24 protein-coding genes and 1 tRNA gene are annotated in these 24,027 nt (G+C 63.5%); 11 read left to right on the top strand and 14 right to left on the bottom strand.

Annotated elements, in window-relative coordinates:
* Positions 1-86: 86 nt before the first annotated feature.
* The 8 genes from EJ074_RS02940 to EJ074_RS02910 all read right to left on the bottom strand — a co-directional run bounded on the left by EJ074_RS02940 (position 87) and on the right by EJ074_RS02910 (position 6,286).
* Positions 87-1,037: a LysR substrate-binding domain-containing protein gene (locus EJ074_RS02940; RefSeq protein ID WP_095807381.1), complete on the bottom strand. Its 951-nt coding sequence runs from the start codon at positions 1,035-1,037 to the stop codon at positions 87-89.
* An 83-nt stretch (positions 1,038-1,120) separates the two neighbouring features.
* Positions 1,121-1,870 carry an SDR family oxidoreductase gene (locus EJ074_RS02935; RefSeq protein WP_095807382.1) on the bottom strand — a complete coding sequence of 250 codons (750 nt, stop codon included), beginning with the start codon at positions 1,868-1,870 and terminating at the stop codon, positions 1,121-1,123.
* 12 nt (positions 1,871-1,882) lie between these two features.
* Positions 1,883-2,593, bottom strand: a complete 711-nt coding sequence (locus EJ074_RS02930; RefSeq protein ID WP_095807383.1) for an SDR family oxidoreductase — start codon at positions 2,591-2,593, stop codon at positions 1,883-1,885.
* Positions 2,594-2,617: 24 nt separating this feature from the next.
* Positions 2,618-2,773 (bottom strand): hypothetical protein, encoded by a 156-nt coding sequence (locus EJ074_RS29515; RefSeq protein ID WP_165349832.1) that lies wholly within the window; start codon positions 2,771-2,773, stop codon positions 2,618-2,620.
* A gap of 101 nt (positions 2,774-2,874) precedes the next feature.
* On the bottom strand, positions 2,875-3,663 hold the full coding sequence (locus tag EJ074_RS02925; RefSeq protein ID WP_245420412.1) for a FadR/GntR family transcriptional regulator: 789 nt from the start codon (positions 3,661-3,663) through the stop codon (positions 2,875-2,877).
* Between the two features lie 116 nt (positions 3,664-3,779).
* Positions 3,780-4,586, bottom strand: a complete 807-nt coding sequence (locus EJ074_RS02920) for an SDR family oxidoreductase (protein WP_095807385.1) — start codon at positions 4,584-4,586, stop codon at positions 3,780-3,782.
* A complete protein-coding gene (locus tag EJ074_RS02915) occupies positions 4,579-5,391 on the bottom strand; it encodes a shikimate dehydrogenase (protein WP_129552763.1) in 813 nt (270 codons plus the stop codon). The genes EJ074_RS02920 and EJ074_RS02915 overlap by 8 nt, the downstream gene beginning before the upstream one ends.
* 4 nt (positions 5,392-5,395) lie before the next feature.
* Complete coding sequence (locus EJ074_RS02910) at positions 5,396-6,286, bottom strand: 2-hydroxy-3-oxopropionate reductase (RefSeq protein WP_095807387.1); 891 nt, start codon at positions 6,284-6,286, stop codon at positions 5,396-5,398.
* Positions 6,287-6,392: 106 nt separating this feature from the next.
* Here EJ074_RS02910 and EJ074_RS02905 point away from each other — a divergent pair, with 106 nt between their 5' ends.
* A complete protein-coding gene (locus EJ074_RS02905) occupies positions 6,393-7,157 on the top strand; it encodes an aldolase/citrate lyase family protein (protein WP_129552762.1) in 765 nt (254 codons plus the stop codon).
* A 14-nt stretch (positions 7,158-7,171) separates the two neighbouring features.
* Positions 7,172-8,389, top strand: a complete 1,218-nt coding sequence (locus EJ074_RS02900; RefSeq protein WP_095807389.1) for an FAD-dependent oxidoreductase — start codon at positions 7,172-7,174, stop codon at positions 8,387-8,389.
* Positions 8,390-9,019: 630 nt separating this feature from the next.
* On the opposite strand, the gene EJ074_RS02895 is transcribed toward EJ074_RS02900, so the two are convergent.
* Both EJ074_RS02895 and EJ074_RS29510 read right to left on the bottom strand, forming a co-directional pair.
* A tRNA-Ser gene (locus EJ074_RS02895) sits at positions 9,020-9,109 on the bottom strand.
* 1,108 nt (positions 9,110-10,217) lie between these two features.
* A complete protein-coding gene (locus EJ074_RS29510; protein WP_165349831.1) occupies positions 10,218-10,376 on the bottom strand; it encodes a hypothetical protein in 159 nt (52 codons plus the stop codon).
* A gap of 398 nt (positions 10,377-10,774) precedes the next feature.
* On the opposite strand from EJ074_RS29510, the gene EJ074_RS02885 reads away from it, so the two are divergent.
* The 7 genes from EJ074_RS02885 (at position 10,775) to EJ074_RS02855 (ending at position 18,396) form a co-directional block, all read left to right on the top strand.
* Positions 10,775-12,043, top strand: a complete 1,269-nt coding sequence (locus tag EJ074_RS02885; RefSeq protein ID WP_129552760.1) for a septal ring lytic transglycosylase RlpA family protein — start codon at positions 10,775-10,777, stop codon at positions 12,041-12,043.
* A 69-nt stretch (positions 12,044-12,112) separates the two neighbouring features.
* Positions 12,113-13,291 carry a D-alanyl-D-alanine carboxypeptidase family protein gene (locus EJ074_RS02880; RefSeq protein WP_176478397.1) on the top strand — a complete coding sequence of 393 codons (1,179 nt, stop codon included), beginning with the start codon at positions 12,113-12,115 and terminating at the stop codon, positions 13,289-13,291.
* Positions 13,292-13,363: 72 nt separating this feature from the next.
* A complete protein-coding gene (tmk, locus tag EJ074_RS02875; protein WP_095807419.1) occupies positions 13,364-14,038 on the top strand; it encodes a dTMP kinase in 675 nt (224 codons plus the stop codon).
* Entirely contained in the window at positions 14,035-15,090 is a 1,056-nt protein-coding gene (locus EJ074_RS02870; protein ID WP_095807420.1) for a DNA polymerase III subunit delta', read from the top strand. The genes tmk and EJ074_RS02870 overlap by 4 nt, the downstream gene beginning before the upstream one ends.
* Positions 15,091-15,226: 136 nt before the next feature.
* Positions 15,227-16,777: a methionine--tRNA ligase gene (gene metG, locus EJ074_RS02865; protein ID WP_095807421.1), complete on the top strand. Its 1,551-nt coding sequence runs from the start codon at positions 15,227-15,229 to the stop codon at positions 16,775-16,777.
* A complete protein-coding gene (locus EJ074_RS02860) occupies positions 16,777-17,571 on the top strand; it encodes a TatD family hydrolase (protein ID WP_095807422.1) in 795 nt (264 codons plus the stop codon). The genes metG and EJ074_RS02860 overlap by 1 nt, the downstream gene beginning before the upstream one ends.
* Before the next feature lie 3 nt (positions 17,572-17,574).
* Positions 17,575-18,396, top strand: coding sequence for an MBL fold metallo-hydrolase (locus EJ074_RS02855; protein ID WP_095807423.1), 822 nt, complete (start codon positions 17,575-17,577; stop codon positions 18,394-18,396).
* Between the two features lie 222 nt (positions 18,397-18,618).
* On the opposite strand, the gene EJ074_RS02850 is transcribed toward EJ074_RS02855, so the two are convergent.
* The 4 genes from EJ074_RS02850 to EJ074_RS02835 form a co-directional block, all read right to left on the bottom strand.
* Complete coding sequence (locus EJ074_RS02850; protein WP_095807424.1) at positions 18,619-19,497, bottom strand: aldose 1-epimerase family protein; 879 nt, start codon at positions 19,495-19,497, stop codon at positions 18,619-18,621.
* 191 nt (positions 19,498-19,688) lie between these two features.
* Complete coding sequence (locus tag EJ074_RS02845; protein WP_095807425.1) at positions 19,689-20,405, bottom strand: Bax inhibitor-1/YccA family protein; 717 nt, start codon at positions 20,403-20,405, stop codon at positions 19,689-19,691.
* Positions 20,406-20,443: 38 nt separating this feature from the next.
* Entirely contained in the window at positions 20,444-21,217 is a 774-nt protein-coding gene (locus EJ074_RS02840; RefSeq protein ID WP_095807426.1) for an anti-sigma factor, read from the bottom strand.
* Entirely contained in the window at positions 21,214-21,735 is a 522-nt protein-coding gene (locus tag EJ074_RS02835; protein WP_165349830.1) for a sigma-70 family RNA polymerase sigma factor, read from the bottom strand. The genes EJ074_RS02840 and EJ074_RS02835 overlap by 4 nt, the downstream gene beginning before the upstream one ends.
* Before the next feature lie 202 nt (positions 21,736-21,937).
* On the opposite strand from EJ074_RS02835, the gene EJ074_RS02830 reads away from it, so the two are divergent.
* A complete protein-coding gene (locus EJ074_RS02830; protein ID WP_129552759.1) occupies positions 21,938-23,122 on the top strand; it encodes an amino acid aminotransferase in 1,185 nt (394 codons plus the stop codon).
* Positions 23,123-23,200: 78 nt separating this feature from the next.
* Entirely contained in the window at positions 23,201-24,025 is an 825-nt protein-coding gene (mazG, locus tag EJ074_RS02825; RefSeq protein WP_095807429.1) for a nucleoside triphosphate pyrophosphohydrolase, read from the top strand.
* Positions 24,026-24,027: the final 2 nt, after the last annotated feature.

Below are 24,027 nucleotides of genomic sequence, written 5' to 3'. Positions count from 1 at the left end.
TCTGTGTCTCCACTGTTGAGGTTTGCTTTGTTCTTGTTCTTGGAGGTCTGAGACGCGCGTCCTGGACCCCGGTCACGAAGCCGCTCCTAATCGGAGAGCGGGGTCGGTTTCGGCAGCGAAGAAAGCTTGAGGTCGCTCCCCCAGTCCTGCTGAACGAGCCATCGATGCAGGGCCGCCACGGCTTTCACGCGCAGATGACCGCGCGGCACGATCAGGTAGAAGCCTGGGACCTCCTCGGTCTTCATGTCTGAAAGAGCGTCACGGCCGATCGGCGCAACCAGCGCGCCCGATCGCAAATCCTCCTCGGCGTCGATGACGGAGACGAGCCCGATGCCGATGCCCTGCAGGGCCGCACGGCGCATCGTCGCGGCGTCGTCGAAGCCGATGCTGCGGTCACCTTCCGCCTGCTCCACGCCGAGGTGCCGCAATATGTCCGGCCACAGGCGCTTCGACTTGACGGTGTCGAGCAGGGTGAACCGCGTCAGGTCCTGAGCCGACTTGATCTTCTCGCCGATGGCCGGCGTGCAGCAGATGATCTTCGGATCCGGCACCAGCAGCGTGGTCTCGTAGTCCGGCCAGTTGCCGTAGCCCCACTGCACCGTCATATCGATGTCGTCACGGCCGAAATCGGGCAAGTCGACCATCGTCGTCAGGCGTAGGTCGGCGCCCGGCAGGATCTCGCGGTACAGCGCAAGCCTGGGCAGAAGATAGTGCGTGGCGAAGTAGGGGCTCGCATTGAGGTTGATGCGATCCCTGTAGTTCGATTTGGTGACGCGGCGGACGCCTTCGGAGAACTCGTCGAAGCCGGCCTTGACGTAATGCGAGAGCAGGATCGCCGACTCGGTCAGTTCGATCGATCGGCCCTTGCGCTCGAACAGCGTCACCTGGAGCGTGTCCTCCAGGAGCTTGATCTGCTGCCCGACGGCCTGTGGGGTCACCAGCAGCTCGTCGGCCGCCTGCCGGAAGCTTTTGTGCTGCGCCACGGCATGAAAGACCCGAAGAGCATTGAGCGAAGGAAGGCGAAGCTTGCCGGTCATGGTGAATTCCGCCTCCTTTCGTCCGAGACTCCGTTGATGATGCACTGCCGTATCTCAGCCGGCGGCGGCCGCTGAAAGCCCGCTCAAGCGTATATGTAACCGCCGGAAACGATTACATTTTCGCCGGTCATGTAGGTGTTCTTCGGGCCGCCGGTCATCAGCACCCATTCGGCGATCTCGGTCGGCTCGGCACCGCGGCCGAGCGGGCTGGCCTTGGCGAGTTCCTCGAGGAAGCCGAGGGCCTTCGCCTTCTCCGTGGCCATGCCGGCCGGCGCCACCGAATTCACCAGGATCCCGTCCTTTGCGACGTGATGGGCAAAGGACCGCGTCAGGCTGACGACCGCAGCCTTCGTTGCCGCATAATGGGCGTTCTGCGGATGCGCCTTGAAAGCGTCGACCGAGGTCAGATTGACGATGCGCCCGCGCACCTGGGCTTTCGGCTCCTGCAACTGCATGTGGCGAACCGCCGCCACCATCATGTGGTAGGTGCCCTTGATGTTGATGCCGTTGGAGGCGTCCCACTCGGCGTCGGTGATCTCGAGCAGCGGACGGCGTGGGTAGATCGCGGCGCAATTGATCAGCGTGTCGACGCGTCCGAGATTCGCAACGACGGCGTCGAAGGCGGCGTGGCATTGAGGGCCGAGCTGGATGTCGCAAGTCGCGGCCGCGGTCGGCAAGCCCTTGGCCTTTGCTGGTTCGAGCGCTGCCTCGGCGGCTTCCTTGTTGATGTCGATGATGCCCAGCTTGGCCGCTCCGGCCTCGACGGCCATGCGGGCGAGAAGCGCACCCAGGCCGGCGCCGCCGCCAACGATCAGAACGGAAAGATCCTTCATTCCAGTTTTTCCTTATTTGGTGCCGCTCGGCGAGGTCGGCCAGGTCGGCATGATGTCGAAACGGGTAACGTCGGCCCACGCGGGGAGCGCCAGCACCGCGACGACCATCTTGGCCACGTCATCCGGCTGCACCACCTTTCCGGCGTACATGGCAGCGCGCGCGTTGGCGTCGAGGATCTGGTTGTAAAGCTGCGTCTCGACACGGCCGGCGACGATCTCGGTGACACGTATGCCGGACGGGGAGAGGTCGGCGCGCAACCCGGCGGCAAAGCCCGAGATCGCCGCCTTGGTGGCCGAGTAGACGGCAATGTTGGAGAATGCGGCATGGCCCGCGACGGAGCCGGTGAACAATATGTGCCCCGACTGCCGCTCGCGCATCTGCGACACGACGAGGCGGGTGAGCAGGATCGCTGCGCTGAGGTTTATCTCAAGCGTCGTGTCGATATCGGCGATCTTCATGTCGGCGAAGTTGCCGAGCGGCGGCATTATGCCGGCATTGTTGATCAAGACGTCGACGGTTAGACCTGCCAGCACCGATTCCAGCGCCTCGCGATCGGTGATGTCGACGGCGATCGGAACAATGCCTGGCCGCTCGGACTGCAGCTCCTTCAGCGCTGCCTGGCTGCGGCCGACCGCATAGACGTCATAGCCGGCGTCGCTCAACGCGATGGCGATCGCTCGCCCTATGCCGCTCGTCGCTCCTGTGATGAAGGCTGTGGTCACGTGGGTTCCCCAAATTGGCTGGCGTCAGTGTGCGGCCTTGGCCGATGCTGCGAAACCAAGAAAAGCAACAAAAAGGAAAGATGCACTTTCGAAAGCGCTTCCGGCGACTGAAGCGTGCTGCGCCGCTTGCACGAGCCCCAGCCGCAGCAAATCAAAGGAAAGCAATACTTTTCTACCCATGCAAAGCGCTTTCGCGTTGCCGATTGAGCAAAACGCGGCTTTCGCTAGCGGGTGACGCCTGGCCCCCGGACCATGTGGTCAGCAATGCAAGCCCTTGAGGCTCATCCGCCTGTCGATACCGGCCTTTTCATTTTGGTGAAAAGCGTGGCCGCGGCCGCCTTCTGCTCTGCATCCGTTGCCTCTACGCCAGAGGCTCTCGCCAAGGCGCGCACGCGTCCGAGGCTGTTGTGCAGATGCTTGCGCATGGCCTGGCGGGCGGCGCGGCCATCCTGTCTTTCGATCGCATCGACGATGGCTTGGTGCTCGCTGTGAATGCGCGCGTAGTAGCTGTCCTTGAGTGCCGGCTCGACGACATAGCCGAGTTGGAAACGTGGCACGATCATCGGTCCGAGATAGCTCAGGAAGCCATGGATGAACTCATTGCGGGCGGCCTTGGCGATCGCGAGGTGAAAATCATAGTCGTAGTGGATCTGGACGGCGGCGGGATCCGCCTGCTGCGCGTCGATCTCATCCATCATGGCCCGGATATTGCTCGCTTCCTTGTCGGTCCGGCGTTCCGCGCAAAGCCCGGCGGATTCCACTTCGACGCTCAATCTCAATTCGAGCAGGGCGATGGTTTCCGGCAGGGTTCTGAGCGCCTCGTCCGGAATTGAGAAATTGCGTGGTGCAGGCGTTTGGCTGACAAACATACCGCGCCCTTGCTGCGGCACCACCATGCCTTCCGAGCGCAGACGCGCCACCGCTTCGCGCACAACCGTGCGGCTGACATCGTATTCGGCGCAAAGCTCCGCCTCCGTCGGCAGTTGCGCGCCGGGCTGCAGCTTTCCCGAATGGATCTTGTCGGCCAGGCTCTCCGCCACAACGGTGGACAGCGGCTTGCGCTTCGTCATCAGGACCCTTCCGTTCGCGTCCAAGGCCAGATTCGGGATGATGCCCGAACCGGCAAAACCATTCAAACCGCCGCCGTGGCGACCGTCCGACCGTGAATTCCGGCTTTGGCCATCTGTCAGATCACCGGTGCTTGCCGGATAGGATTGCCTTGCAGGTACTGCGCGTAGGGCGCCTGGACAAGCCAGCCGGCATCGACGGGCAGCGTGATCCCGGTGATCGAAGCGGCGCGGTCGGAGCAGAGGAACAAGGCCGCCTCGGCCACGTCGCGCGGCTCGACGAAGCGGCGCAGCGCCGTAGTGGCCTGGATCGCATCCGGGTTGCGTTCGCCTTTGGCGATCTTGGTCTTCAGCCCGTCGGAGAGCGTGTAGCCCGGCGCCACGGCATTGACGCGAACCCCATGCGGACCGAGCTCGGCAGCCAGCATCTGGGTCAGGGCCAGCACCGCGTGCTTCCCGGGCGTGTAGGCTGGGAGCGACAGCGGTGCGAAAGAGGCCAGCGACCCGACGTTGAGGATCGCGCCGCGCCCGGCGGCCGACATCAGCCGGCCGAACACCTGGCAGCCGAGAAGGGTGCCGCGATAGTTGATCCGCCACATCTTCTCGTCTTCGTCCAGATCCTGGTCGAGCACATGCTTGCCGCTCTGAAGGATGCCGGCGCAGTTGACCACGACATGAGGCGTACCGAACCTGTCCACGGCATCGACCGCCAGAGCCTCGACAGAGGAGGGGGCGGCGACATCGGTCTGGACAAAGACGGCGCGTGGCGCGCCGGCAGTCTCGCAGGCCGTTGCCGTTTCCTTGCCTCGGACGGCATCGCGGCCCGCGACGACCACCTGATAGCCGTCCTCGGCGAAGCGCTCTGCTATCGCGCGTCCGATGCCGGATGTGCCGCCGATGACGACGGCGGTCATTGCTTCAGCCATTGCCGCGATCCTTCCGCTCGATGTCGAAAAATTCAGCCATGGCTTCTACCTGGAAATCCATCATCGGGCGTCCGGGCTGGATCCGGCAGCCAATTTCCTTCGCCGCCTTGAGCAGGGCCGTCTGGGCCGGCTCCATGATGATGTCGACCACCGTCATGTTCGGCGTCAGTCGGCTCACATCCATCGGCAGCGGGTCGCCGGCCTTCAGGCCGGACGGTGTGGCGTTGATCGCCATGTCCATTCCGGATGGGTCGGGCTGGCCGACCTCGATGCGGCAATTTGGAAAGGATTGGTGGACCAACGACGCGAGCTTCTGCGCACGTTCCGTGTCGATGTCGGCAAGGCGAATTTCCGCTGCGCCTTCTTCGGCCAGGCAGTAGGTCAGCGAGGAGCCAGCGCCGCCGGCGCCGACCTGAAGGATGCGCCGGCCTGCGATCTGGTGTCCGCCCGCCTTCAGCCCGTCGATGAAGCCGACGCCGTCGAAATTGTCGGCATACCAGGTGCCGTCGGCCTGCCTGCGCACGGAGTTCGCGCTCTGCACGCGTGCCGCGCGGTCGTGGGCGGCCGCGCATTTGTGGTAGACCGGCACTTTGTACGGCACCGAGATGATGACGCCACGGATGTTCTCCGCCGCCGTGATGCCGGCCCAGAAGGTGTCGAAGTCCTCCGGACGGCAGCTCAGCGGCACCATCAGGCTGTCGAGCCCTTTCTGCTCGAAGATCTCGTTGAAGATGCCAGGGCTCTTCGCATGGCCCACGGGATGGGCAAGCATCACGAAGACATCGGCTTTGCCGGTTCCGCGCATCGGTTCAATTCCTTTCCTTTGACAATTCATGGTCGCTCAGGACTTCGAGAGCCCGAACGAGGGACGAGTGGTCGGCTTCCGCGCCGTCCGGTCGCGCCGAACAGGCGTTCATCAATTGCTGCGCCATCGCTGTGCTCGGCAGTGCCGCGCCGAGCGCGCGGGCGCTTTCGAGCGCGAGATTGAGATCCTTCTGGTGCAGCCGGATGCGAAACCCCGGCGCAAAACTGCGGGCGATCATGCGCTCGCCATGGACCTCCAGCACACGCGAGGAGGCAAAGCCCCCCATCAGGGCACTGCGCACTTTCGCCGGATCGCAGCCGGCCTTGCTGGCAAAGACCAGAGCCTCGGCAACGGCCTCGATGTTGAGCGCTACGATGATCTGGTTGGCGATCTTGCAGGTCTGGCCGGCGCCGTTCTTCTCGCCGATCAGCGTGATGTTCCTGCCGAGCTTCTCAAAGATCGGCAACGCGCGCTCGAACTCGGCGGCCGGGCCGCCGACCATGACCGTGAGGCTCGCTGCCTTGGCGCCGACCTCGCCGCCGGAGACGGGTGCGTCCAGATAGCCGGCGCCGGCTTGCCGGAACCTCGACGCGAATCCGGCCGTGGCGATCGGGCTTATCGAACTCATGTCGATGACCAGCTTTCCCGCCGAGATTCCCTCCAGCACACCGTTTTGGCCGACGAGGACCAGTTCCACGTCAGGCGTGTCGGGCAGCATGGTGATGACGATCTCGGATGCGCACGCCACTTCGGCAGGGGAGGCGACCACCGACGCATTCAGCCCTTTTGGAAGAGGCGAGCGGTTCAGCACCGTGACGATATCGTGTCCGGCATCGGCGAGATGTCGCGCCATTGGCGCACCCATCACGCCCAAACCGATAAAGCCAATTTTCATGCTCAAATCTTTCTGTCGCGTCAGAGCGGCTTGCAGCTCAAGTTACGTGTATGATATAGGACATCATACAAATTTCAATGCATCTCTGACTGGAGCCGATCGCAAAATGCAGGAGCGCATCAACTCGCTGAAGGCGGCCGTGCAGGCAAACCGATCTCATATCGGAATCTGGTGCTCGTTGGCCTCGGCGCTCACCACCGAGGTCGTTGCAGGTTCCGGAGCAGGTTGGCTGCTGATCGACGGCGAGCACAGCCCGAACGATCTGCGCAGCATCATGGCGCAGTTGCAGGTCACCGCGGCATTCCCTTGCGAGGCGGTGGTGCGGCTGCCATCGGACGATCCCAATCTCATCAAGCAGGCGCTGGATGTCGGCGCCCGCAGCCTGATGATCCCGAACGTGCGGACTGCGGATCAGGCGCGGACAATCGTTGCCGCAATGACATACGCGCCCGGCGGCTTCCGCGGCTTCTCGGTCGGCCACCGCGCCAACGCGTTCGGCCGGATCGCCGGTTACCACGCCAAGGCGCGCGAGCAGCAGCTGCTGGCCGTGCAGATCGAAGACGAATCCGGCGTCGCCAATGCCGCCGAGATTGCAGCGGTGGAGGGCGTCGACGTCCTGTTTCTCGGGCCGGGCGATCTCTCCACGAACATGGGCGCCATGGGCAATCCCGGCGCGGCACACGTACAGGAAGCAATTTCGTCGGTGCGCAAGGCTGCGGCAGCCGCGGGCAAGGCCAGCGGCATCCTGGCTCCCGTCAAGACGGATGCCGACCGCTATCTCGACGATGGCTTCACCATGATTGCCGTCGGTTCGGACCTCGGCCTGTTGGCACGAGGCTCGGATGCCCTGATCGCCTCGTTCAACCGGTAGAGCGAAGAAAAACCATGCCGATTCCTCCCTACAAATCTCCTTCGCGCAGGTCCTATGACATCGTCATCGTCGGCGGCGCGGTCATGGGCTCGTCTACGGCTTACTGGCTGAGCCAGGCGCTGGGCGATAAAGCTTCAATCCTGGTGGTCGAGCGCGACTCGAGTTACGAATTCTCCTCGACGGCGCTCTCCACCAGCGCCATCCGCCAGCAATATTCCAATCCGATCAACGTGAGGATCAGCCAGTTCGGCATCGAGATCATCCGCGGCTTCCAGGAGCGGATGGCGCCTTTCTACAACAACGAGCCGGCCCCCGACCTCGGCTTTCGCGAGCACGGATATCTTTACTGCTGCTCGCCTGACGGCGTGGAGGCGGCCAAGGAACGGGTCGACCTGCAGCGCAGCCTCGGCGCTCATACGGTCTTTCTCGAGCCGGGTCCGCTGAAGGAACGCTTTCCGTGGCTGAATGTCGAGGATCTCGGCGGCGGTTCATGGGGTTCCCGCGAAGAGGGCTGGTTCGATTCCATGGGCATGCTGAACGGCTTCCGCCGCGCCGCGCGAGCCAGCGGGGTCGAATACATCGACAATGCCGTGACGGGGCTGGAGGTGGCTGGCGGCCGAGTCGTCTCGGCGAAACTCGCGACCGGCGAGACGGTGGCCTGCGGCACCTTGGTCAACGCCGCGGGCCCGCGAGCGCAGCAGGTCGCCGGCATGGCCGGGCTCTCCATCCCGGTAGCGCCTTACAAGCGCTACAGCTTCGTCTTCGCCAGTGCCAATCCGATCCCGGGCCGCATGCCCAACGTCATCGATCTTTCCGGCACGTTCGTGCGCCCGGAAGGTGAGCTTTTCCTCACCGGCAACACGCCGCAAGGCGATGGGCCGGCCGACTATGACGACTTCGAAATGCATTTCGAGGAGTTCGACGACTATATCTGGCCGGCGCTGTGGCACCGCATTCCGGCCTTCGACGCCTTGAAGGTCCAGACCAGTTGGACCGGCCATTACGAATACAACATGCTCGACCACAACGGCATCGTCGGCTTCCACCCAGAGGTAAGAAACTTCATGTTTGCCAATGGCTTCTCCGGTCACGGCCTGCAGCAGTCGCCGGCGGTTGGCCGGGCGGTGTCGGAGCTGATCGTCCACGGATCCTTCCAGACGCTCGACCTGTCGCCGTTCTGCTACGAGCGTATCCCGCGCAACGAGCCGTTCCTCGAAGAAGCCGTCATCTGAGCGGGGAGGGGTTTCGGATCCCGGTCTACCCTGCTGCGCGGAGGCGGGAGCGGCCCGGTACCCTTAGTTTCGGGGAGTAAGGGTGACCGGGCCTGACCGGCGGGGACTTCGCTACGGGGACTACGCTACGACGGGCACCGGCTAACGAGGAATATACGCTGTCGCTAAAATGATCGGAACGCATCCATAAGAACGAAGGCGGGACTAACCTAAGGAGGTTGGCGCCCGCCGGCGGCACCAGCTTGACGCCGAGGCACCAAGGCTTGCGGTCTCGATCGGCAGCGCCCTAAGGCGCGTGGCGCTGAAACGGATCCAGGCGACGCGCTTCAAGGCTTTTAGTGGTTGAAGGCGGTCCAGATGAGAAAGCCCGCCAATACCACGGCAGCCTCTGGTAACGGCGCGTACCACTCCGCGATGGCCCGATCGCTTCGGTTACCGGGCTTTTTAGCAATCGCGAATGTGTGATGAGTGCGGTAGACGAATTTGGGGTTAAGGTATCTCTTCACCCCTTAGACCAAACTCCAGTCCCTTGGCCCGGCGCTTCGGCACCGGGCGTTTCTTTTTTGGGGCATGGCGAAGTTATGGCATGGCCCAGAACAGTATCTAACGCTTTGAAATTGCTAGACCTTGTGGCGGAGGGAGTGGGATTCGAACCCACGGTGAACTTGCGCCCACGCCGGTTTTCAAGACCGGTGCCTTAAACCGCTCGGCCATCCCTCCGCTGCGGTTTTTCAACCACTTAGGATCATCGCTGTCGGTCGTTTTGAGCAGGTGGGCACCGCAGTGCACCAGCGGGCTCGACCGGTTCGCGCTTCATTCCTGTAGTGCGGCAGTCAGGGCCGCGTCAACCACCCGCTGCGGCACCTCCCTAATGTTCAGCCAAAGGCGCTGAGGCGATGCGATCATTTTGCGCTTCCCAAAGCGTTGGCGGGCCAGACAGACCAATGGCCCACCCGTCAGCCCCGCCGACAGGACTTCGGTCGCATGACCGCCAGGCATGTGGGCCCGCTTAGCTGTGTCATTAGAAATTGCTAAAATGCAGGTTGATATCAGGGGTTTGGCAAATGGACGCACTGAATATTTACCTGGAAGCCAAGCGATTGGCGGACACTGTAGAGCCACCAGCAAGATATAGTCCTCTCCAGGCAGGCGTGCTTGGGGTCGCCATAGCTGGAGGCACGGTTGCAATTTCTTCTTGGGTCTTCGGCAGCGACCATATCGCGGGCGCGACCAGCTTGGCGATGATCTTGGCATTTGCCCTGGCGTACTTCTCCCTCAGGAGCGACAGACGAAGGAATACGGAGGCTTTCGAGGCAGAGTTTGTCGCCCTGTTGCAACGGGAGGGGAGGAAGGAAGAAAGTCGTCGTGTTCTCCAGTGTCGTCGGCCGAGACTCACTGCTTCCTCAGCCTAACACCGGCAACCCATTCGGAAGGAGACCGCCAATCGCGGGTCGGTCGGTATCCTCGAGCGACAGGCGGACTGATCCAAGCACCGCGGCGGCACGCTGCACGTTCGCTCCGCGAAACTCATGCATGTCGCCCAGAAGTGTGCAGCGGTTCTGGGGCAAAGACATGCATCAAATCAAAGACTTAAAGCGCGTCGCCTGAATCCGTTCGGATCCGTTTCAGCGCGACGCGCTTTAGTTGTTGAACGAGACCCTCACAAGTCCCGGAAAATTCTCTGCCTGCTGAAGGCCGCTCGAGAGTTGAGTCCAGTATCGGCCCTTGTTAGCCAGACCGTCCCACACGAAAAAAACGGCAACTGCGGCGACGACCAACAGAACCGGTCGCATCGGTAAGCTCCCTCAAAGTCGCGGGGCTCAGGAGTTTAGGCGGGTTGGAACCGCTCGACCGGATCCTTGCCCGACAATGCGATCAGCCGCATGGCCGCGAAGGCCGCCATGATCAGGAAGACCGCCGTGATGTCGAGGAAGATCGACCACGCAAGTTCTAGACTGCTGTGGTCATAGCAGACTGCGAGTTCCATGACGCGCGTTACCCCTTCAAACCCACCAGTTCCCAATCCAGTGGCCCACGCCGCATCCAAGCATGATCCTGATTAGAGAAAAATACAAGAGACAGCTAATATAAGCCCTAAGCTCTCACCTGACGGCTAATGGCGCGAAAGGCTCCCGGTCATACTCCGCAGGGCATGGAAGGCCCTTGCCGAATACACCCGTGTAGCATACCTCGGGTGGCCGGTGACGGTCGCGCGCTAAGCCACGGGCGATCCCGCCATAATCTCGCCCGGTTCCGGCCATAATCGATTAACATCGTGATAAACAATTCCTGTGCAAAAGGGGATTGGGGATCAAGGTGTTGCTGGCATTTGCGGGCGCTTTGGCTCCGGCTGATGGCGGCAAGACTTAGGGGACAATCGAAATCATGCAGACACCGGCGCGTCCGCGTCTTCGTCGCGCTCCTGCTTTCGCGCTGTGCGCCCTGTCAGTGGCACTGCTTGCCGGCTGCACGTCGACGCCGCAGCCAAAAGCCATGATCGACAAGCGGCCGCGCTCCAAGGAATACTTCGCCGAATCCGAATATGGCGTGAAGGCGAGCCCGCGCGTCGCCTTCATGCGGCGCGGCGGCGGTCGTGACCAGCTCGGCAAGCCCTATCAAGTCCGCGGCAAGTGGTATTATCCCAAGGAAGACAAGAGATACGCCAAGGTGGGTCTGGCCTCATGGTACGGCGACGCCTTCCACGGCCGGCTCACAGCCAATGGCGAAGTCTATGACACGGCGCAACTGACGGCGGCGCATCCGACCATGCCGTTGCCGAGCTATGCCCGCGTCACCAATCTTGAGACCGGCAGTTCGGTCATCGTGCGGGTCAATGACCGCGGCCCATACCATGAGGGCCGCATCATCGACGTGTCGGAGCGTGTCGCGCAAATGCTCGATTATGACAGGGTCGGCACCGCAAAGGTGAAGGTCGAATATGTCGGCCGGGCGCCGCTCGACGGCAATGACGACCAGTATCTGATGGCTTCCTACCGTCCCGGCAACAGGCGGCCGGATCCGTCCGATGGCCTGCCGACAGGCGTGATGGTGGCCATGAACGGCCCCTCGCCGAGCCTGTCGATGAGTGATGCGCCTCCACCGGCCGTGCCATTCCCCGGCCAGCTGACCAGTTCGGGGCAGGCTTTTGCGTCGCAGCCCGGGCTGTCGGCGCAACCGACCTCGTCCGAGCAGCCTGCTATGTCGGGGCAGGGTGTCAGCGAGGTCGTGCTGCCCGATTTTGGACCGATCGTGCCGGAGCGTCCGGAATTCAGGCTGCCGCCGAATTCGCCCTTTGCCATGGCCTCGCTGTCCTATGCCGATGAGCGGGTCAAGCGAGCCGACGTCTTTGCCGCCCTCGACGCAAGCGGCATGTCGCCTGCCGACATCCTGCAGTCCTGGAAGAAATCGAATCGCCAGGATCAGGCGCCGGATTCGGACTATGTCGCCGCTGGTTCATTCGATGACGCGGTCCAGGCAAAGCGGGTGGCAGCGGCACTCGAGCGGTTCGGCAGGACCGAAATCCAGCGCACCGAACTCGACGGCAACGACTGGTATGCGGTCAATGTCTATCCGAATGGCCATGGCAGCATCGACGACCTGCTCAAGGCGGCGTGGTCGCATGGCGCGCCGGACGCGCTGGTTGTGCGAAACTGATCGCACGCACGGTTGATCCGTCGGAAAGAACCCTGCTAGCTTGGCCGGGGGGTAACGGGTCGAGACTTCATGCTGTTCCGCTTCTTTTCGCCTTTCGCCGGATTCCTGGGATTGGCCCTCTTGCTGCTTTGCCTTGGCCCGGCCGGCGCGCAGCTCTTCGAGACCAAGGCGGCGCAGGCATTCATGATCGATGCCGAGACCGGGACCGTGCTTTTCGCCAAGGACGCGGACAAGCCGTTCCCGCCCGCCTCGATGGCCAAGCTGATGACGATGGAAGTGGTCTTCAACGCCATCAAGTCGAAGCGCATGACGCTCGATGATACTTTCGTGGTCAGCGAGAACGCCTGGCGCACAGGTGGGGCGCCGTCGGGAACCTCGACCATGTTCGCCAAGCTGAAATCGGCGGTCCGCGTCGAGGACCTCATCCAGGGCGTGACCGTGCAGGCCGCCAATGACGGCTGCATCGTGCTCGCCGAAGGCATGGCGGGTTCGGAAGCAAATTTCGCCGCCCAGATGACGGAGCGCGCCCGCGAAATCGGCCTTCAGAAATCCACCTTCGTCAATTCGACCGGCCTGCCGGCCGATGGTCAGCAGACGACGGTGCGCGAACTCGCCCAACTGGCGCTCCATATCTGGCGCGACTATCCGGAATTCTTCCACTACTATGGCCAGCCGGATTTCACCTGGAACAAAATCTCCCAGCGGAACCGCAATCCGTTGCTTTCCATGGGCATCGAAGCCGACGGCTTCGTCGCCGGTGCCAGCGAGGCGGGGGGATTCGGCATTGTCGGCACGGTCAGCCACAACGGCAGCAGGGTCATTGTGGCGATGAACGGGCTCGCAAGCGACCGGGAACGGTCAGAGGAAGCGCGCAAGCTGCTCGATTGGGGATCGCGCTCGTTCCAGAAGACAGAGATCTTCGCCAAGGACGAGGTGGTCGGCGAAGCCGAGGTCTTCGGCGGCGACAAGTCCGGCGTGGCGTTGAAAGCCAAAGGCCCGGTGGACATCTTCCTGCCGATCGCCAACCGCGACAAGTTGACGGCCAGGATCGTCTATAACGGTCCGGTGGCGGCACCGGTGGAGGAGGGGCAACCGGTCGGCGAACTGCGCGTTTGGATAGGCGACACGCTCAGCCAGCGCACGCCGCTGTTCGCCGCCGAGGCGGTGAAAGTCGGCACGCTGCCGCAGCGCGCGCTCGACGCCGCCAAGGAACTGGCTGTCGGCTGGCTGCGCCAGAAACACTTGTGATCGGGCAAGTTCGTGGACCTTTTGCCGGACGAGGACTATGACAGCGGCCAGCACGGGCAAAGGCGTTCTCGATTGGCGAGCGGATTTTTCATCACCTTCGAAGGCGGCGAGGGAGCGGGCAAGTCGACGCAGATCGAGCGGCTGGCGCGCAGAATGCGCGCCAAGAGGTACGATGTGCTGGTCACGCGCGAGCCAGGCGGCTCGCCGGGCGCCGAAGCGGTCAGGCATGTGCTGCTGTCGGGCGCCGCTGAACCGTTCGGACCGAAGATGGAGGCGATCCTGTTCGCCGCCGCGCGCTCCGACCATGTCGAGCAGATCATCCGGCCGGCGGTCGAGCGCGGATCGGTTGTTCTCTGCGACCGCTTCCTCGATTCCTCGCGTGTCTACCAGGGCGTGACCGGCGGGCTCGACCCGGATTTCATGGAAGCGCTGGAGGCTGTGGCCGTCAATGGCATGGTGCCGGACATGACGCTGATCTTCGACATCGATCCCGCCGAGGGCTTGAAGCGCGCAGCAGCACGCCGCGGAGCTGGTGACGTCGCAGACCGCTTCGAGAAGGAGACACTCGCCATCCATCAGCGCCGCCGCGAAGCATTCCTGGCGATCGCCACGGCGGAGCCGGACCGCTGCATCGTGATCGACGCCGCGGCCGACCCCGACACGGTGGAAAATGTCGTCACGGCCGCGGTTTTTGCGGCACTCGAAAAGCGTATGCCGGTTGAGAGCAAGCAGACGGCGCCGGCATGATCTTCGAGCGCATTGCCCCCGAACAGCACGATACGCTGGACGGCGTTCCCGAGCCGTCGGAAACGCCGCGGCTGATCGGCCATGCGCACACGGCCAACATGCTCGCCGCCGCCTATCGTGCCGGCAAGCTGCCGCATGCGCTGATTCTTGCCGGGCCGCTCGGCATCGGCAAGGCGACGCTCGCCTTCCATCTGGCGCATCACCTGCTGAGGCATCCGGCTCATGCAACGGCGCCTGAAACATTGGCCGTTCCCGATCCGGCATCGTCTCTGTTTCGCCAGATCGCCACCGGCGCTCATCCGTCGGTGCTGCACCTCACGCGCCCGGCCAACGACAAGACCAAGAGTTTCAAGACGGTGCTCACCGTCGATGAGATCCGCAAGGTCAATCGCTTCCTGTCGATGACCTCCCATGACGGCAGTTACCGCGTGGTGATCGTCGACCCGGCCGACGATATGAACATCAATGCCGCCAACGCCCTGTTGAAGAATCTGGAGGAGCCGCCGGCCCGCACGCTGTTCATTCTGATCGTGCACGCGCCGGGAAGCCTTTTGCCGACGATCCGGTCGCGCTGCCAAATGGTGCGGCTGTCGCCGCTCGGCGCGGAAGAGCTGATGGCCGTGCTGGACGGCATCGAGCCGCCGCCACCCGACGATCCCGCCGCCCGCGCGGCGTTGGCCGAGCGGGCAGGGGGCAGCGCCCGCAACGCGATCCTGCTCACCCAATATGGCGGGCTGGAGATCGCCGGCGCCCTGGATGCGCTGGTGGCCTCGAAGAAACGCGATATCGCCGGCGCACACCGACTTGCCGAGGCTGTTGCCGGCCGCGACCAGGCGATCCAGTTCGACATCTTCAACCGCCGTGCACTCGATCTGCTGGCTGCAGCCGCCAGCGCAGCGGCGCTAGCCGGCCATCTTGCCAGGGCCAAGACGCTGTCGGAAGCTTGGCAGGAGGCGCTGAACACGATATCTGAAGCCGAGACCTACAATCTCGACAAGAAGCAGCACGCCTTGACCATGATCGACCGCCTGAATTCTGTGATGCGAATGTGACGGTTTCTTTGATGCATGCCGTGGCCCAAGACCGGGGCACTTTTGGGCGGCATGCACTCCCTCGGGATGGCAATCGACATCCTGATGCGATATCCACCGCCACAACTCACATTCAGACATTCATGACGGTTCATTCATGTCACGCGACACTTTCTACATCACGACCGCGATTTCCTATCCGAACGGCAAGCCGCATATCGGCCATGCCTATGAACTGATAGCCACCGACGCGCTCGCCCGTTTCCAGCGCCTCGACGGCAGGAAGGTCTTCTTCCTGACCGGCACCGATGAGCACGGGATCAAGATGCTGCAGACGGCGCGGAAGGAAGGGATTGCGGCGCGCGAGCTCGCCGACCGCAACTCGGCCGAGTTCAAGCGCATGGCGAGCGCGCTCAACGCTTCCAACAACGATTTCATCCGCACCACGGAAGAGCGGCACTACGCCGCCTCCCAGGCGATCTGGAAGGCGATGGCCGCCAATGGCGACATCTACAAGGGCGGTTATGCCGGCTGGTACTCGGTGCGCGACGAGGCCTATTACGGCGAGGAAGAGACCGAGCTTCGCGCCGACAATATCCGCTACGGACCGCAGGGGACGCCCGTCGAGTGGGTCGAGGAAGAGAGCTATTTTTTTCGGCTTTCGGCCTATCAGGACAAGCTCATCGCGCTCTACGAAAGCCAGCCCGACTTCATCGGCCCGGCCGAGCGGCGCAATGAGGTGATGAGCTTCGTCAAATCCGGTCTGAAGGATCTGTCGGTCTCGCGCACCACTTTCGACTGGGGCGTGCCGGTGCCCGGCGACGAGAAGCATGTGATGTATGTATGGGTCGACGCTTTGACCAACTACATCACCGGCGTCGGCTATCCTGATGAAAAGGCTGACAAATGGGGCTTCTGGCCGGCCGATGCGCACATCATTGGCAAGGACATTGTGCGCTTCCATGCCATCTACTGGCCGGCGTTCCTGATGTCGGCGGGCATCCCGCTGCCCAAGCGCGTCTTCGGCCATGGTTTTCTGTTCAACCGCGGCGAGAAGATGTCGAAGTCCGTCGGCAACGTCATCGATCCGTTCACCATGGTGGAACATTACGGCGTCGATCAGGTGCGCTATTTCTTCCTTCGCGAGGTGCCGTTCGGCCAGGACGGCAATTACAGCCACGAGGCGATCGTCAATCGCACCAATGCCGACCTCGCCAACGGGCTGGGCAACCTGGCGCAGCGTTCGCTGTCGATGATCGCCAAGAACTGCGGCGGCGTGGTGCCCAAGCGCGGCGAACTGGCCGAGGCCGACACCGCCATTCTCGACCAGGCGGTGGAGGCGCTGGCCGTGGCGCGCAGGGCGATGGCGGAGCAGGGCATCCACCTGGCGCTGGCGGCGATCTTTGGCGTTGTCGCGGAAGCCGACCGGTATTTCGCCTCGCAGGCGCCCTGGGCGCTGCGCAAGACCGATCCCGAGCGCATGGAGACGGTGCTGTGGACGACCGCAGAGGTCGTCCGGCGCGTGACGGTGCTGTGTCAGCCTTTCATCCCAGGATCGGCCGCGAAGCTGCTCGATCTGCTGGCGGTGCCCGCGGACAAACGCACCTTCGAGCATGTCCACGCCGACCATGCGCTCGTGCCCGGCACCGCCTTGCCGGCACCGGACGGCGTGTTCCCGCGTTATGTCGAGCAGGACACCAAAGCCTGATGCTTGTCGACAGCCACTGCCATCTCGACTTTCCGGACTTCGCCGAGGAGCGGGCGGCCGTCGTCGCCCGCGCCCTCGATGCCGGGATTGGCCGCATGGTGACGATCTCGACGAGGGTGAAGCGATTTCAGCAAATCCTTGATATCGCTGACTCCTTCAAAGAGGTCTATTGCTCCGTCGGCACCCATCCGCACAATGCGGCGGAAGAGCTCGACGTGACCGCCGAAGAACTGGTGCGGCTTTCGGCCCATCCCAAGGTGGTGGCGATCGGCGAGGCCGGCCTCGACTATTTCTATGACCGAGCACCCCGCGATGCACAGGCGCAAGGCTTGCGCACCCATATCGATGCGGCGCGCCGGACCGGTCTGCCGCTGGTCATCCATTCGCGCGACGCCGACGATGACATGGCCGCCATCCTCGAGGACGAAACAGAGAAGGGCGCCTTCCCCTTCATTCTGCATTGCTTTTCGTCCGGGCGCAGGCTGGCCGAGGCCGGCGTGGCGCTGGGCGGCTATGTCTCGTTCTCAGGCATCCTGACCTTCAAGAACTCGACCGAATTGCGCAGCATCGCTGCGGACGTGCCGCGCGAGCGGCTTCTCGTCGAGACAGACGCGCCTTATCTCGCGCCCATCCCGTTCCGGGGCAAGCGCAACGAACCTGCCTATGTTGCCAACACGGCCAAGGTTCTGGCCGAAACCATCGGCGTCAGCGAGGCCGAGATCGCCGATATCACCACCGACAACGTCTTCCGGCTGTTTACCAAGATGCCGCGCCTGAACATGGCTGCCGCCTGAGACATGAGCGACCGGCTGCGCCTCACCATTCTCGGCTGCGGCTCGTCGCCCGGCACGCCGCGCATCACTGGCGATTGGGGCAATTGCGATCCGGCCAACCCGAAGAACCGGCGCATGCGCACCGCAGCGCTCGTCGAGCGCATCGCGGCCAATGGCAGTCGCACCACGGTTGTCATCGATACCGGGCCGGATTTCCGCGAGCAGATGCTGCTGGCCTCAGTCAGACGGATCAACGCTGTCGTGTACACCCATCCGCATGCCGACCACATTCACGGCATCGACGACCTGCGCGGCTATGTGCACGAGCAGCGACACCGCATCGACATACATGCCGATGAGCGGACCATGCAGCGGCTGCGCGAAGCTTTCGGCTATTGTTTCGAGACGCCGCCCGGCAGTTCATATCCGCCGATCGTCAAGCCGCATCTGATCGACCACACCACAGCGGTGGTGATCGAAGGAGAGGGGGGTCCCCTCGCCTTGGAGCCGCTGCCGCAGATCCATGGCGACATCATTTCGCTCGGCTTCCGCATTGGCGGCTTGGCCTATTGCCCCGACATCAGCGACTTCCCGCTCGCCACCGCCGATCGCCTGCGCGGTCTCGATACGCTCGTCATCGACGCGCTGCAGTACAACACGCATCCCAGCCATCTGTCGCTTGGCCAGGCGCTGGACTGGATCGAGAAGCTGGCGCCACGAAACGCCGTGCTGACGCACATGCACGTGCCGCTCGATTATGCCGCTGTGATGGCCGAGACGCCCGATCATGTGGTGCCCGGCTATGACGGCATGGTCGTCGAAATTCCTTACGAGTCAGCGCCGTAGAGACGCTTGTTCATTCGGCGGTCGTTTTCTTGGATCGACACGACCAGCGTCGGCACCGTTGAAACGGCGTGGGCCTGCAAGCCGCATCGGTGCCACGTCTTCCAGCGACGCGCAATGCGCTCAGGGTGGAGACAAAGGCCGAAACTGCAGTGATTCCCGGCTTCGCGCCTTTCGCTTTGGTTCCATAATCTATCTTATGCGACTTTTGTATGCAGCTGCAATCTAAGCGGATTGCAGTCCGATCTGATAACTCAGCACTCGCTTCGCGCCCGGCTCAATCAACATCACGCCAGGCTTGTCGGTGAACTCGCCATCGAAATCGACTGGGCTCGCTAGACCATGCCAGGGCTCGATGCACAGGAATGGCGCGCCGCCCGGCTTGGACCAGATGCCAAGTTCGTTAAAGCCCTGCCACGACATTTCAATCACCGGTCCGCGCTCTGCGGCATAGCGCATGCTCGTGCTGGCCGGCCGGTCCAGGATGACGGCGTCGCCATCGAACAGCCGCTCCGAGAGCGCAAGCCTCCTGCCTTCGATGGGCGTGGGCTGCGGTGCCGGCAGCAGCAGACCGTCCTTCAGGCGGCGGATCGGGGCCGGCTCATCTTTGTCAAAGGTCAGCAGATAGGATTCCTTGGGCAATTCCGGCAGCAGCGGCCAGTTGAAGGCCGGATGCGCGCCGATCGAGGCAGGTAGCACCTCATCACCTGTGTTTGTGACCTCGAATGCTACGCTGAGCCGGCGAGGTCCGACGCTGTAGCTGATGGCGAGGCGAAAGGCGAACGGGTAACGGGCGTGGGTTTCGCCATCGTCGGTCAGGACCAGCGTGCAGGAGGATGGCCCCTGCTCCGCCCAGGCAAACCGCCGGTCGCGGGCAAAGCCGTGCTGCGTCATCGGATAGGTTTGGCCGCGATGGCGCAGTTGATCGCCTTTTAGTCGACCGACGATCGGAAACAGAACCGGCGAATGACGCCGCCATTCCGGTCCGGCCTGCCACATGAGTTCGACACCATCGGCATCGCGCAAGGAGACCAATTCGGCCCCCTGCCCGACGATGGTCACCGAGATGCCCTCGCCGTGAAGTGTCCGGCTGTCCTGTTCCATGCGTCCTCGCGGCTGGCTTTGGCGTGGCCGGCAGGCTAGCAAAAGGCTTCGCGTGAACTCAAGCGCGTCGGGCTCTGCCTTACGTTGACGAGCGCGATGCGCGCTCGCGATGCCGCCCCAGACAATCGTGGCCGGAGGTTTCCCTCCGGCCACGGCAAGATTTCCGAAGCTGTTGCCTGCAACGGTCCGGACTATTCGCGCTCGCCGGTGAAATTCAGCAGCAGCTGGAAGATGTTGATGAAGTTCAGATAGAGCGAGAAGGCGCCGAAGACGGCGAGCTTCTGCTGCGATTCCGCATCGAAATTCTCGGCATACTGCTCCTTGATCGTCTGCGTGTCCCAGGCGGTCAGGCCGATGAAGACGAAGATGCCAATGACCGATATGGCGAATTGCAGCGCGCTCGACCCGAGGAACAGGTTCACCAGGCTGGCGATCACTACGCCGATCAAGCCCATGATCAGGAAGGACGACAACTGGGTCAGGTCGCGCTTGGTCGTATAACCGTAGAGGCTGGTGGCGCCGAACATGGTCGCGGCGATGAAAAAGGTACGCGCGATGCTGGTGCCGGTGAAGACGAGGAACACCGAAGCGAGCGACAGGCCCATGACGGCGCAGAAGGCCCAGAACATGGCTTGCGCGCTCGCCGCTGACATCGTCTGCATCTTGAACGAGAACAGCATCACGAAGGCGAGCGGCGCCAGCATCACCACCCATTTCAACGGGCTGGAGAAGATCGGCACGTAGAGCGCCGGGGTCGAGGCCACGGCGAGCGCGACAAGGCCGGTGACCACAAGGCCAAGGCCCATATAGTTGTAGACGCGCAGCATGTGCCGGCGCAGGCCCTCGTCATAGATCGCTCCGGCCTGCACGCCGGTACCCATTCGATATCCCAGATTGGGGTTGTTCATTCGGGTTCTCCTTGATTGGATCGGTTCGATCGGATGTCTCAGTAAAGCGTTCTGGCCAGCCTTTCGGCGGCTCGGTCGAGATTGCCGGCGTCGCTGCGACCAACGACGGCGTAGGCGACCTCGCCGATCTGGAAGTAGGCGGACGAGATGTCGCCAGAGGGCACGACGGTCGGCTTGACCACATCGAATGTGCCCGGCCTGATGGCGAACAGCGAAACCAGCCCGAGGTCGTTCGTTTCGATTGCCATTTCGACGCTTGGCCCGAACTGCGACGGATAGACCTGCACGTCGCGGATCCTCCAGTCGGCGGGCAGCGACGGCATCACGATTGCGGTCGCGGCACGGATTTCGTCCGCATTGTAGCCTGGCGCTTCCGGCTGGGATGGCATGGTCTCGCGTACCAGGGTGGTTCTATGCGCCCTTACCGCATCCGCGACATAGGCCGGCGGCTGGGTCGAGGCGACGACCTTGGTCACGGCCATCGGCCCGAACATTCCGCTTGCAAGCCAGCCGGCCGCAACCAGCACGGCGGCAGCCGCCGCCCGCTGCAGAACGGCAAAGACGCGTCTCCTGGCAAGGCCCCTCTCCAGACGCCGCGCGGCATCGGCCGTAGCCGGGCGCGCCACGCCCGCCGGGCCGGCCAGCGCCACGCGCAGTTCATCGCGCGTCCTGAGGTCCGACATCACACGCGCGGCAGCCTCCGGGCGGGCGGACAGGAAGGCTTCGACTTCGATGCGGCGGGCGACATCCAGCTGATCGTCGATATAGGCGTCGAGGTCGGCATCCGTCACCGGATCGACAATTGCCGTCATGGTTCACCTCCAACGATCCTCAAATGGTTGTTGCCGCGCGCCGGGGCGCCGTCCTCCATCTGCCGCAGCGCCGCACGCGCGCGGCCGATGCGCGACATCAAGGTTCCGAGCGGCACGCCGGCGATCTCCGCAGCCTGGGCGTAGCTCAGTCCTTCGATGGCGACGAGGTGCAGCGCCGAACGCTGCTCCTCCGGCAGTGACAGAAATGCGTCGCGCACTTGCGCCAGCCGCACCGAATGGTCCTGCGACGCTGGCACGCTCGGATCAGAGAGGTGCGCCGCCTGCTCGATGCGCGCAGCCTCGGATCGGCGCGAGCGCAGCTTGTCGATAAAGGCGTTGTGCATGATCGAGAAAAGCCAGGCGCGCAGGTTGCCGCCGGCGCGGAACGTGCCGCGTCGCTCATAGGCGCGCAGCAGCGCATCATGGACCAGATCCTCCGCATCGGCGCTGTCGCGCGTCAGCGAGCGCGCATAGCGGCGAAGTGAGCCAAGCTGCCCCACGATATCGAACCGTGCCATGGACCGTTTCATGCCCTGTTTACGGAGCGCGGCAAGATTTAATCCCGCTGCCACCGTCTCTTTGCGCTCAGGTGGACATTGCGTCGTTGGTTCACAACCTGCTCATGGCGCCGCCAAGGTCACGCCTTCGCTGACGCGGAGGAAAGCGCTGGCGCAGCAGGCCCGTTTTGCGTATCACTTCGCCGCCATTGGAGCCCTATCGATGTTCGAGACCCTGCAGCCAGCGCCCGCCGACAAGATCCTTGCCCTGATCGGCCTCTATCGTGCCGATCCGCGCCCTGGCAAAGTCGATCTCGGCGTCGGCGTCTACAAGGACCGCGACGGCAGGACGCCGGTGATGCGCGCCGTGCGCCAGGCCGAAAAGCGGCTGCTGGAAAGCCAGGACAGCAAGACTTATCTCGGTCTTGCGGGCGATACCGCCTTCAATACCGCGATGATCAAGCTCGCTTTCGGCGAGAAGGCGGACCTTTCACGCATCCGCGCGGCGCAGGCGCCTGGCGGTTCGGGCGCGCTCAGGCTGGTTGCCGAGCTTTTGCAGCGCACGCGCGCCGGCGCGACGGTCTGGCTGTCCGATCCGACCTGGCCGAACCACATGCCGGTGATGCGGGGCGCTGGCCTGCAAGTGCGAAACTATCCCTATTTCGATGCAGCTTCCGGCGCCGTGCGCTTCGACGACATGCTGGCCGCGCTTGCGGCGGCCAGCGGCGGCGACGTCGTGCTGCTGCATGGATGCTGTCACAATCCGACCGGCGCCAACCTGGACGCGGCGCAATGGGGCCGCGTCGCCGATCTCGTTGCCGAACGTGGCCTGCTCCCGTTCGTCGACATCGCCTATCAGGGCTTCGGCGACGGCCTCGACGCCGACGCAGCAGGCCTGCGGCTGCTGGCGGCCAAGGTCCCGGAAATGGTCGTTGCCTCCAGCTGCTCCAAGAACTTCGCCGTCTATCGTGACCGCGTGGGTGCTGCGATGGTCATGGCCAGGGACAGCGCCGAGGCGGATGTGGCGATGAGCCAGATGCTGTCGGCGGCGCGCGCGCTATACTCCATGCCTCCGGACCATGGTGCCGCTGCCGTGCGCATGGTGCTGGAAGACGCGACCTTGAAGGCGGATTGGCAAGCGGAACTCGAGCAGATGCGGCTGCGCATGCTCAGGCTGCGGGTCGCCTTTGCCGAGGCGCTCAGGCGGCAGTCGAACTCCGACCGTTTCGACTTCGTCGCCAGCCATCGCGGCATGTTTTCCAGGCTTGGCCTGACGGAAGCGCAGGTCGAACGCCTGCGCACCGAGCACGCCGTCTATATGGTCGGCGACAGCCGCATCAACGTGGCCGGCCTGCCGGAGGACGGCATGGACGAGCTCGCCAAGGTGATCGTCTCGGTGCTCGACTGAAGGTCTGGACTGTGGACAAGTCATTCCGGCGCGCCGCCGGGATTGGTCGGCTTGCTGCCGCGGGATAGGTTGTCTCCCATGAAGCCCTCCAAGGACATTTCGCGGCTGATCGAGATCATGGCGGCGCTGAGGGCGCCGCAGACTGGCTGTCCGTGGGACATCGAGCAGGATTTCGCGACCATCGCTCCCTACACGATCGAGGAAGCCTATGAGGTGGCCGATGCGATCGCGCGTGGCGATCTCGACGATCTGCGCGAGGAACTGGGCGACCTGTTGCTGCAGGTCGTCTACCACGCCCAGATGGCCGACGAGGCTGGCGAATTCGCCTTCGGCGACGTCGTCCAGGCCATCACCACCAAGATGATCCGCCGCCACCCGCATGTCTTCGGTGACGAAGAGGCGCGCAGCGCCGGCATGGCCAAGGGCATGTGGGAGAAGATCAAGGCCGTCGAGAAGGCCGAGAAGCGCGACGCCCGTATCGCCCGCGGCCTTGACCCGGAAGACCATGGCAAGGGCTTTCTCGACAGTGTTCCGGTAGCTCTCCCCGCACTGACCCGCGCGCTCAAGCTGCAGGAAAAGGCGGCCCGCGTAGGCTTCGACTGGAGCGAGGCGGCTCCCATCCTGGACAAGATCGAGGAAGAGATCGGCGAGTTGCGCGACGCGCTCGCCAAGGGCGACGCAGCACCCATCAAGGACGAATTCGGCGACATGCTGTTTGCCATCGTCAATCTCGGCCGCCACCTCAAGCTCGACGCCGAAGCGGCGCTCAGCGGCACCAACGAGAAATTCCGGTCGCGCTTCCATTTTGTCGAGCGGCAGTTGGATGCCTCGGGCAGTTCGCTGGAGAAAGCGACGCTGGATAAGATGGAAGCGCTCTGGCAGCAGGCCAAAAGCGCAAAGTAACC

The organism is Mesorhizobium sp. M3A.F.Ca.ET.080.04.2.1 (assembly GCF_003952525.1).
In the GTDB taxonomy this organism is placed as follows: domain Bacteria; phylum Pseudomonadota; class Alphaproteobacteria; order Rhizobiales; family Rhizobiaceae; genus Mesorhizobium.
This window is presented reverse-complemented; position numbering and strand designations above follow the sequence as displayed.

Coding starts and splice junctions, on each gene's coding strand:
- EJ074_RS02940 (WP_095807381.1), bottom strand. CDS start 1,037: ATGACCGGCAAGCTTCGCCTTCCTTCGCTCAATGCTCTTCGGGTCTTT.
- EJ074_RS02935 (WP_095807382.1), bottom strand. CDS start 1,870: ATGAAGGATCTTTCCGTTCTGATCGTTGGCGGCGGCGCCGGCCTGGGT.
- EJ074_RS29515 (WP_165349832.1), bottom strand. CDS start 2,773: ATGGGTAGAAAAGTATTGCTTTCCTTTGATTTGCTGCGGCTGGGGCTC.
- EJ074_RS02925 (WP_245420412.1), bottom strand. CDS start 3,663: ATGACGAAGCGCAAGCCGCTGTCCACCGTTGTGGCGGAGAGCCTGGCC.
- EJ074_RS02920 (WP_095807385.1), bottom strand. CDS start 4,586: ATGGCTGAAGCAATGACCGCCGTCGTCATCGGCGGCACATCCGGCATC.
- EJ074_RS02915 (WP_129552763.1), bottom strand. CDS start 5,391: ATGCGCGGAACCGGCAAAGCCGATGTCTTCGTGATGCTTGCCCATCCC.
- EJ074_RS02910 (WP_095807387.1), bottom strand. CDS start 6,286: ATGAAAATTGGCTTTATCGGTTTGGGCGTGATGGGTGCGCCAATGGCG.
- EJ074_RS02905 (WP_129552762.1), top strand. CDS start 6,393: ATGCAGGAGCGCATCAACTCGCTGAAGGCGGCCGTGCAGGCAAACCGA.
- EJ074_RS02900 (WP_095807389.1), top strand. CDS start 7,172: ATGCCGATTCCTCCCTACAAATCTCCTTCGCGCAGGTCCTATGACATC.
- EJ074_RS29510 (WP_165349831.1), bottom strand. CDS start 10,376: ATGGAACTCGCAGTCTGCTATGACCACAGCAGTCTAGAACTTGCGTGG.
- EJ074_RS02885 (WP_129552760.1), top strand. CDS start 10,775: ATGCAGACACCGGCGCGTCCGCGTCTTCGTCGCGCTCCTGCTTTCGCG.
- EJ074_RS02880 (WP_176478397.1), top strand. CDS start 12,113: ATGCTGTTCCGCTTCTTTTCGCCTTTCGCCGGATTCCTGGGATTGGCC.
- EJ074_RS02870 (WP_095807420.1), top strand. CDS start 14,035: ATGATCTTCGAGCGCATTGCCCCCGAACAGCACGATACGCTGGACGGC.
- metG (WP_095807421.1), top strand. CDS start 15,227: ATGTCACGCGACACTTTCTACATCACGACCGCGATTTCCTATCCGAAC.
- EJ074_RS02860 (WP_095807422.1), top strand. CDS start 16,777: ATGCTTGTCGACAGCCACTGCCATCTCGACTTTCCGGACTTCGCCGAG.
- EJ074_RS02855 (WP_095807423.1), top strand. CDS start 17,575: ATGAGCGACCGGCTGCGCCTCACCATTCTCGGCTGCGGCTCGTCGCCC.
- EJ074_RS02850 (WP_095807424.1), bottom strand. CDS start 19,497: ATGGAACAGGACAGCCGGACACTTCACGGCGAGGGCATCTCGGTGACC.
- EJ074_RS02845 (WP_095807425.1), bottom strand. CDS start 20,405: ATGAACAACCCCAATCTGGGATATCGAATGGGTACCGGCGTGCAGGCC.
- EJ074_RS02840 (WP_095807426.1), bottom strand. CDS start 21,217: ATGACGGCAATTGTCGATCCGGTGACGGATGCCGACCTCGACGCCTAT.
- EJ074_RS02835 (WP_165349830.1), bottom strand. CDS start 21,735: ATGGCACGGTTCGATATCGTGGGGCAGCTTGGCTCACTTCGCCGCTAT.
- EJ074_RS02830 (WP_129552759.1), top strand. CDS start 21,938: ATGTTCGAGACCCTGCAGCCAGCGCCCGCCGACAAGATCCTTGCCCTG.
- mazG (WP_095807429.1), top strand. CDS start 23,201: ATGAAGCCCTCCAAGGACATTTCGCGGCTGATCGAGATCATGGCGGCG.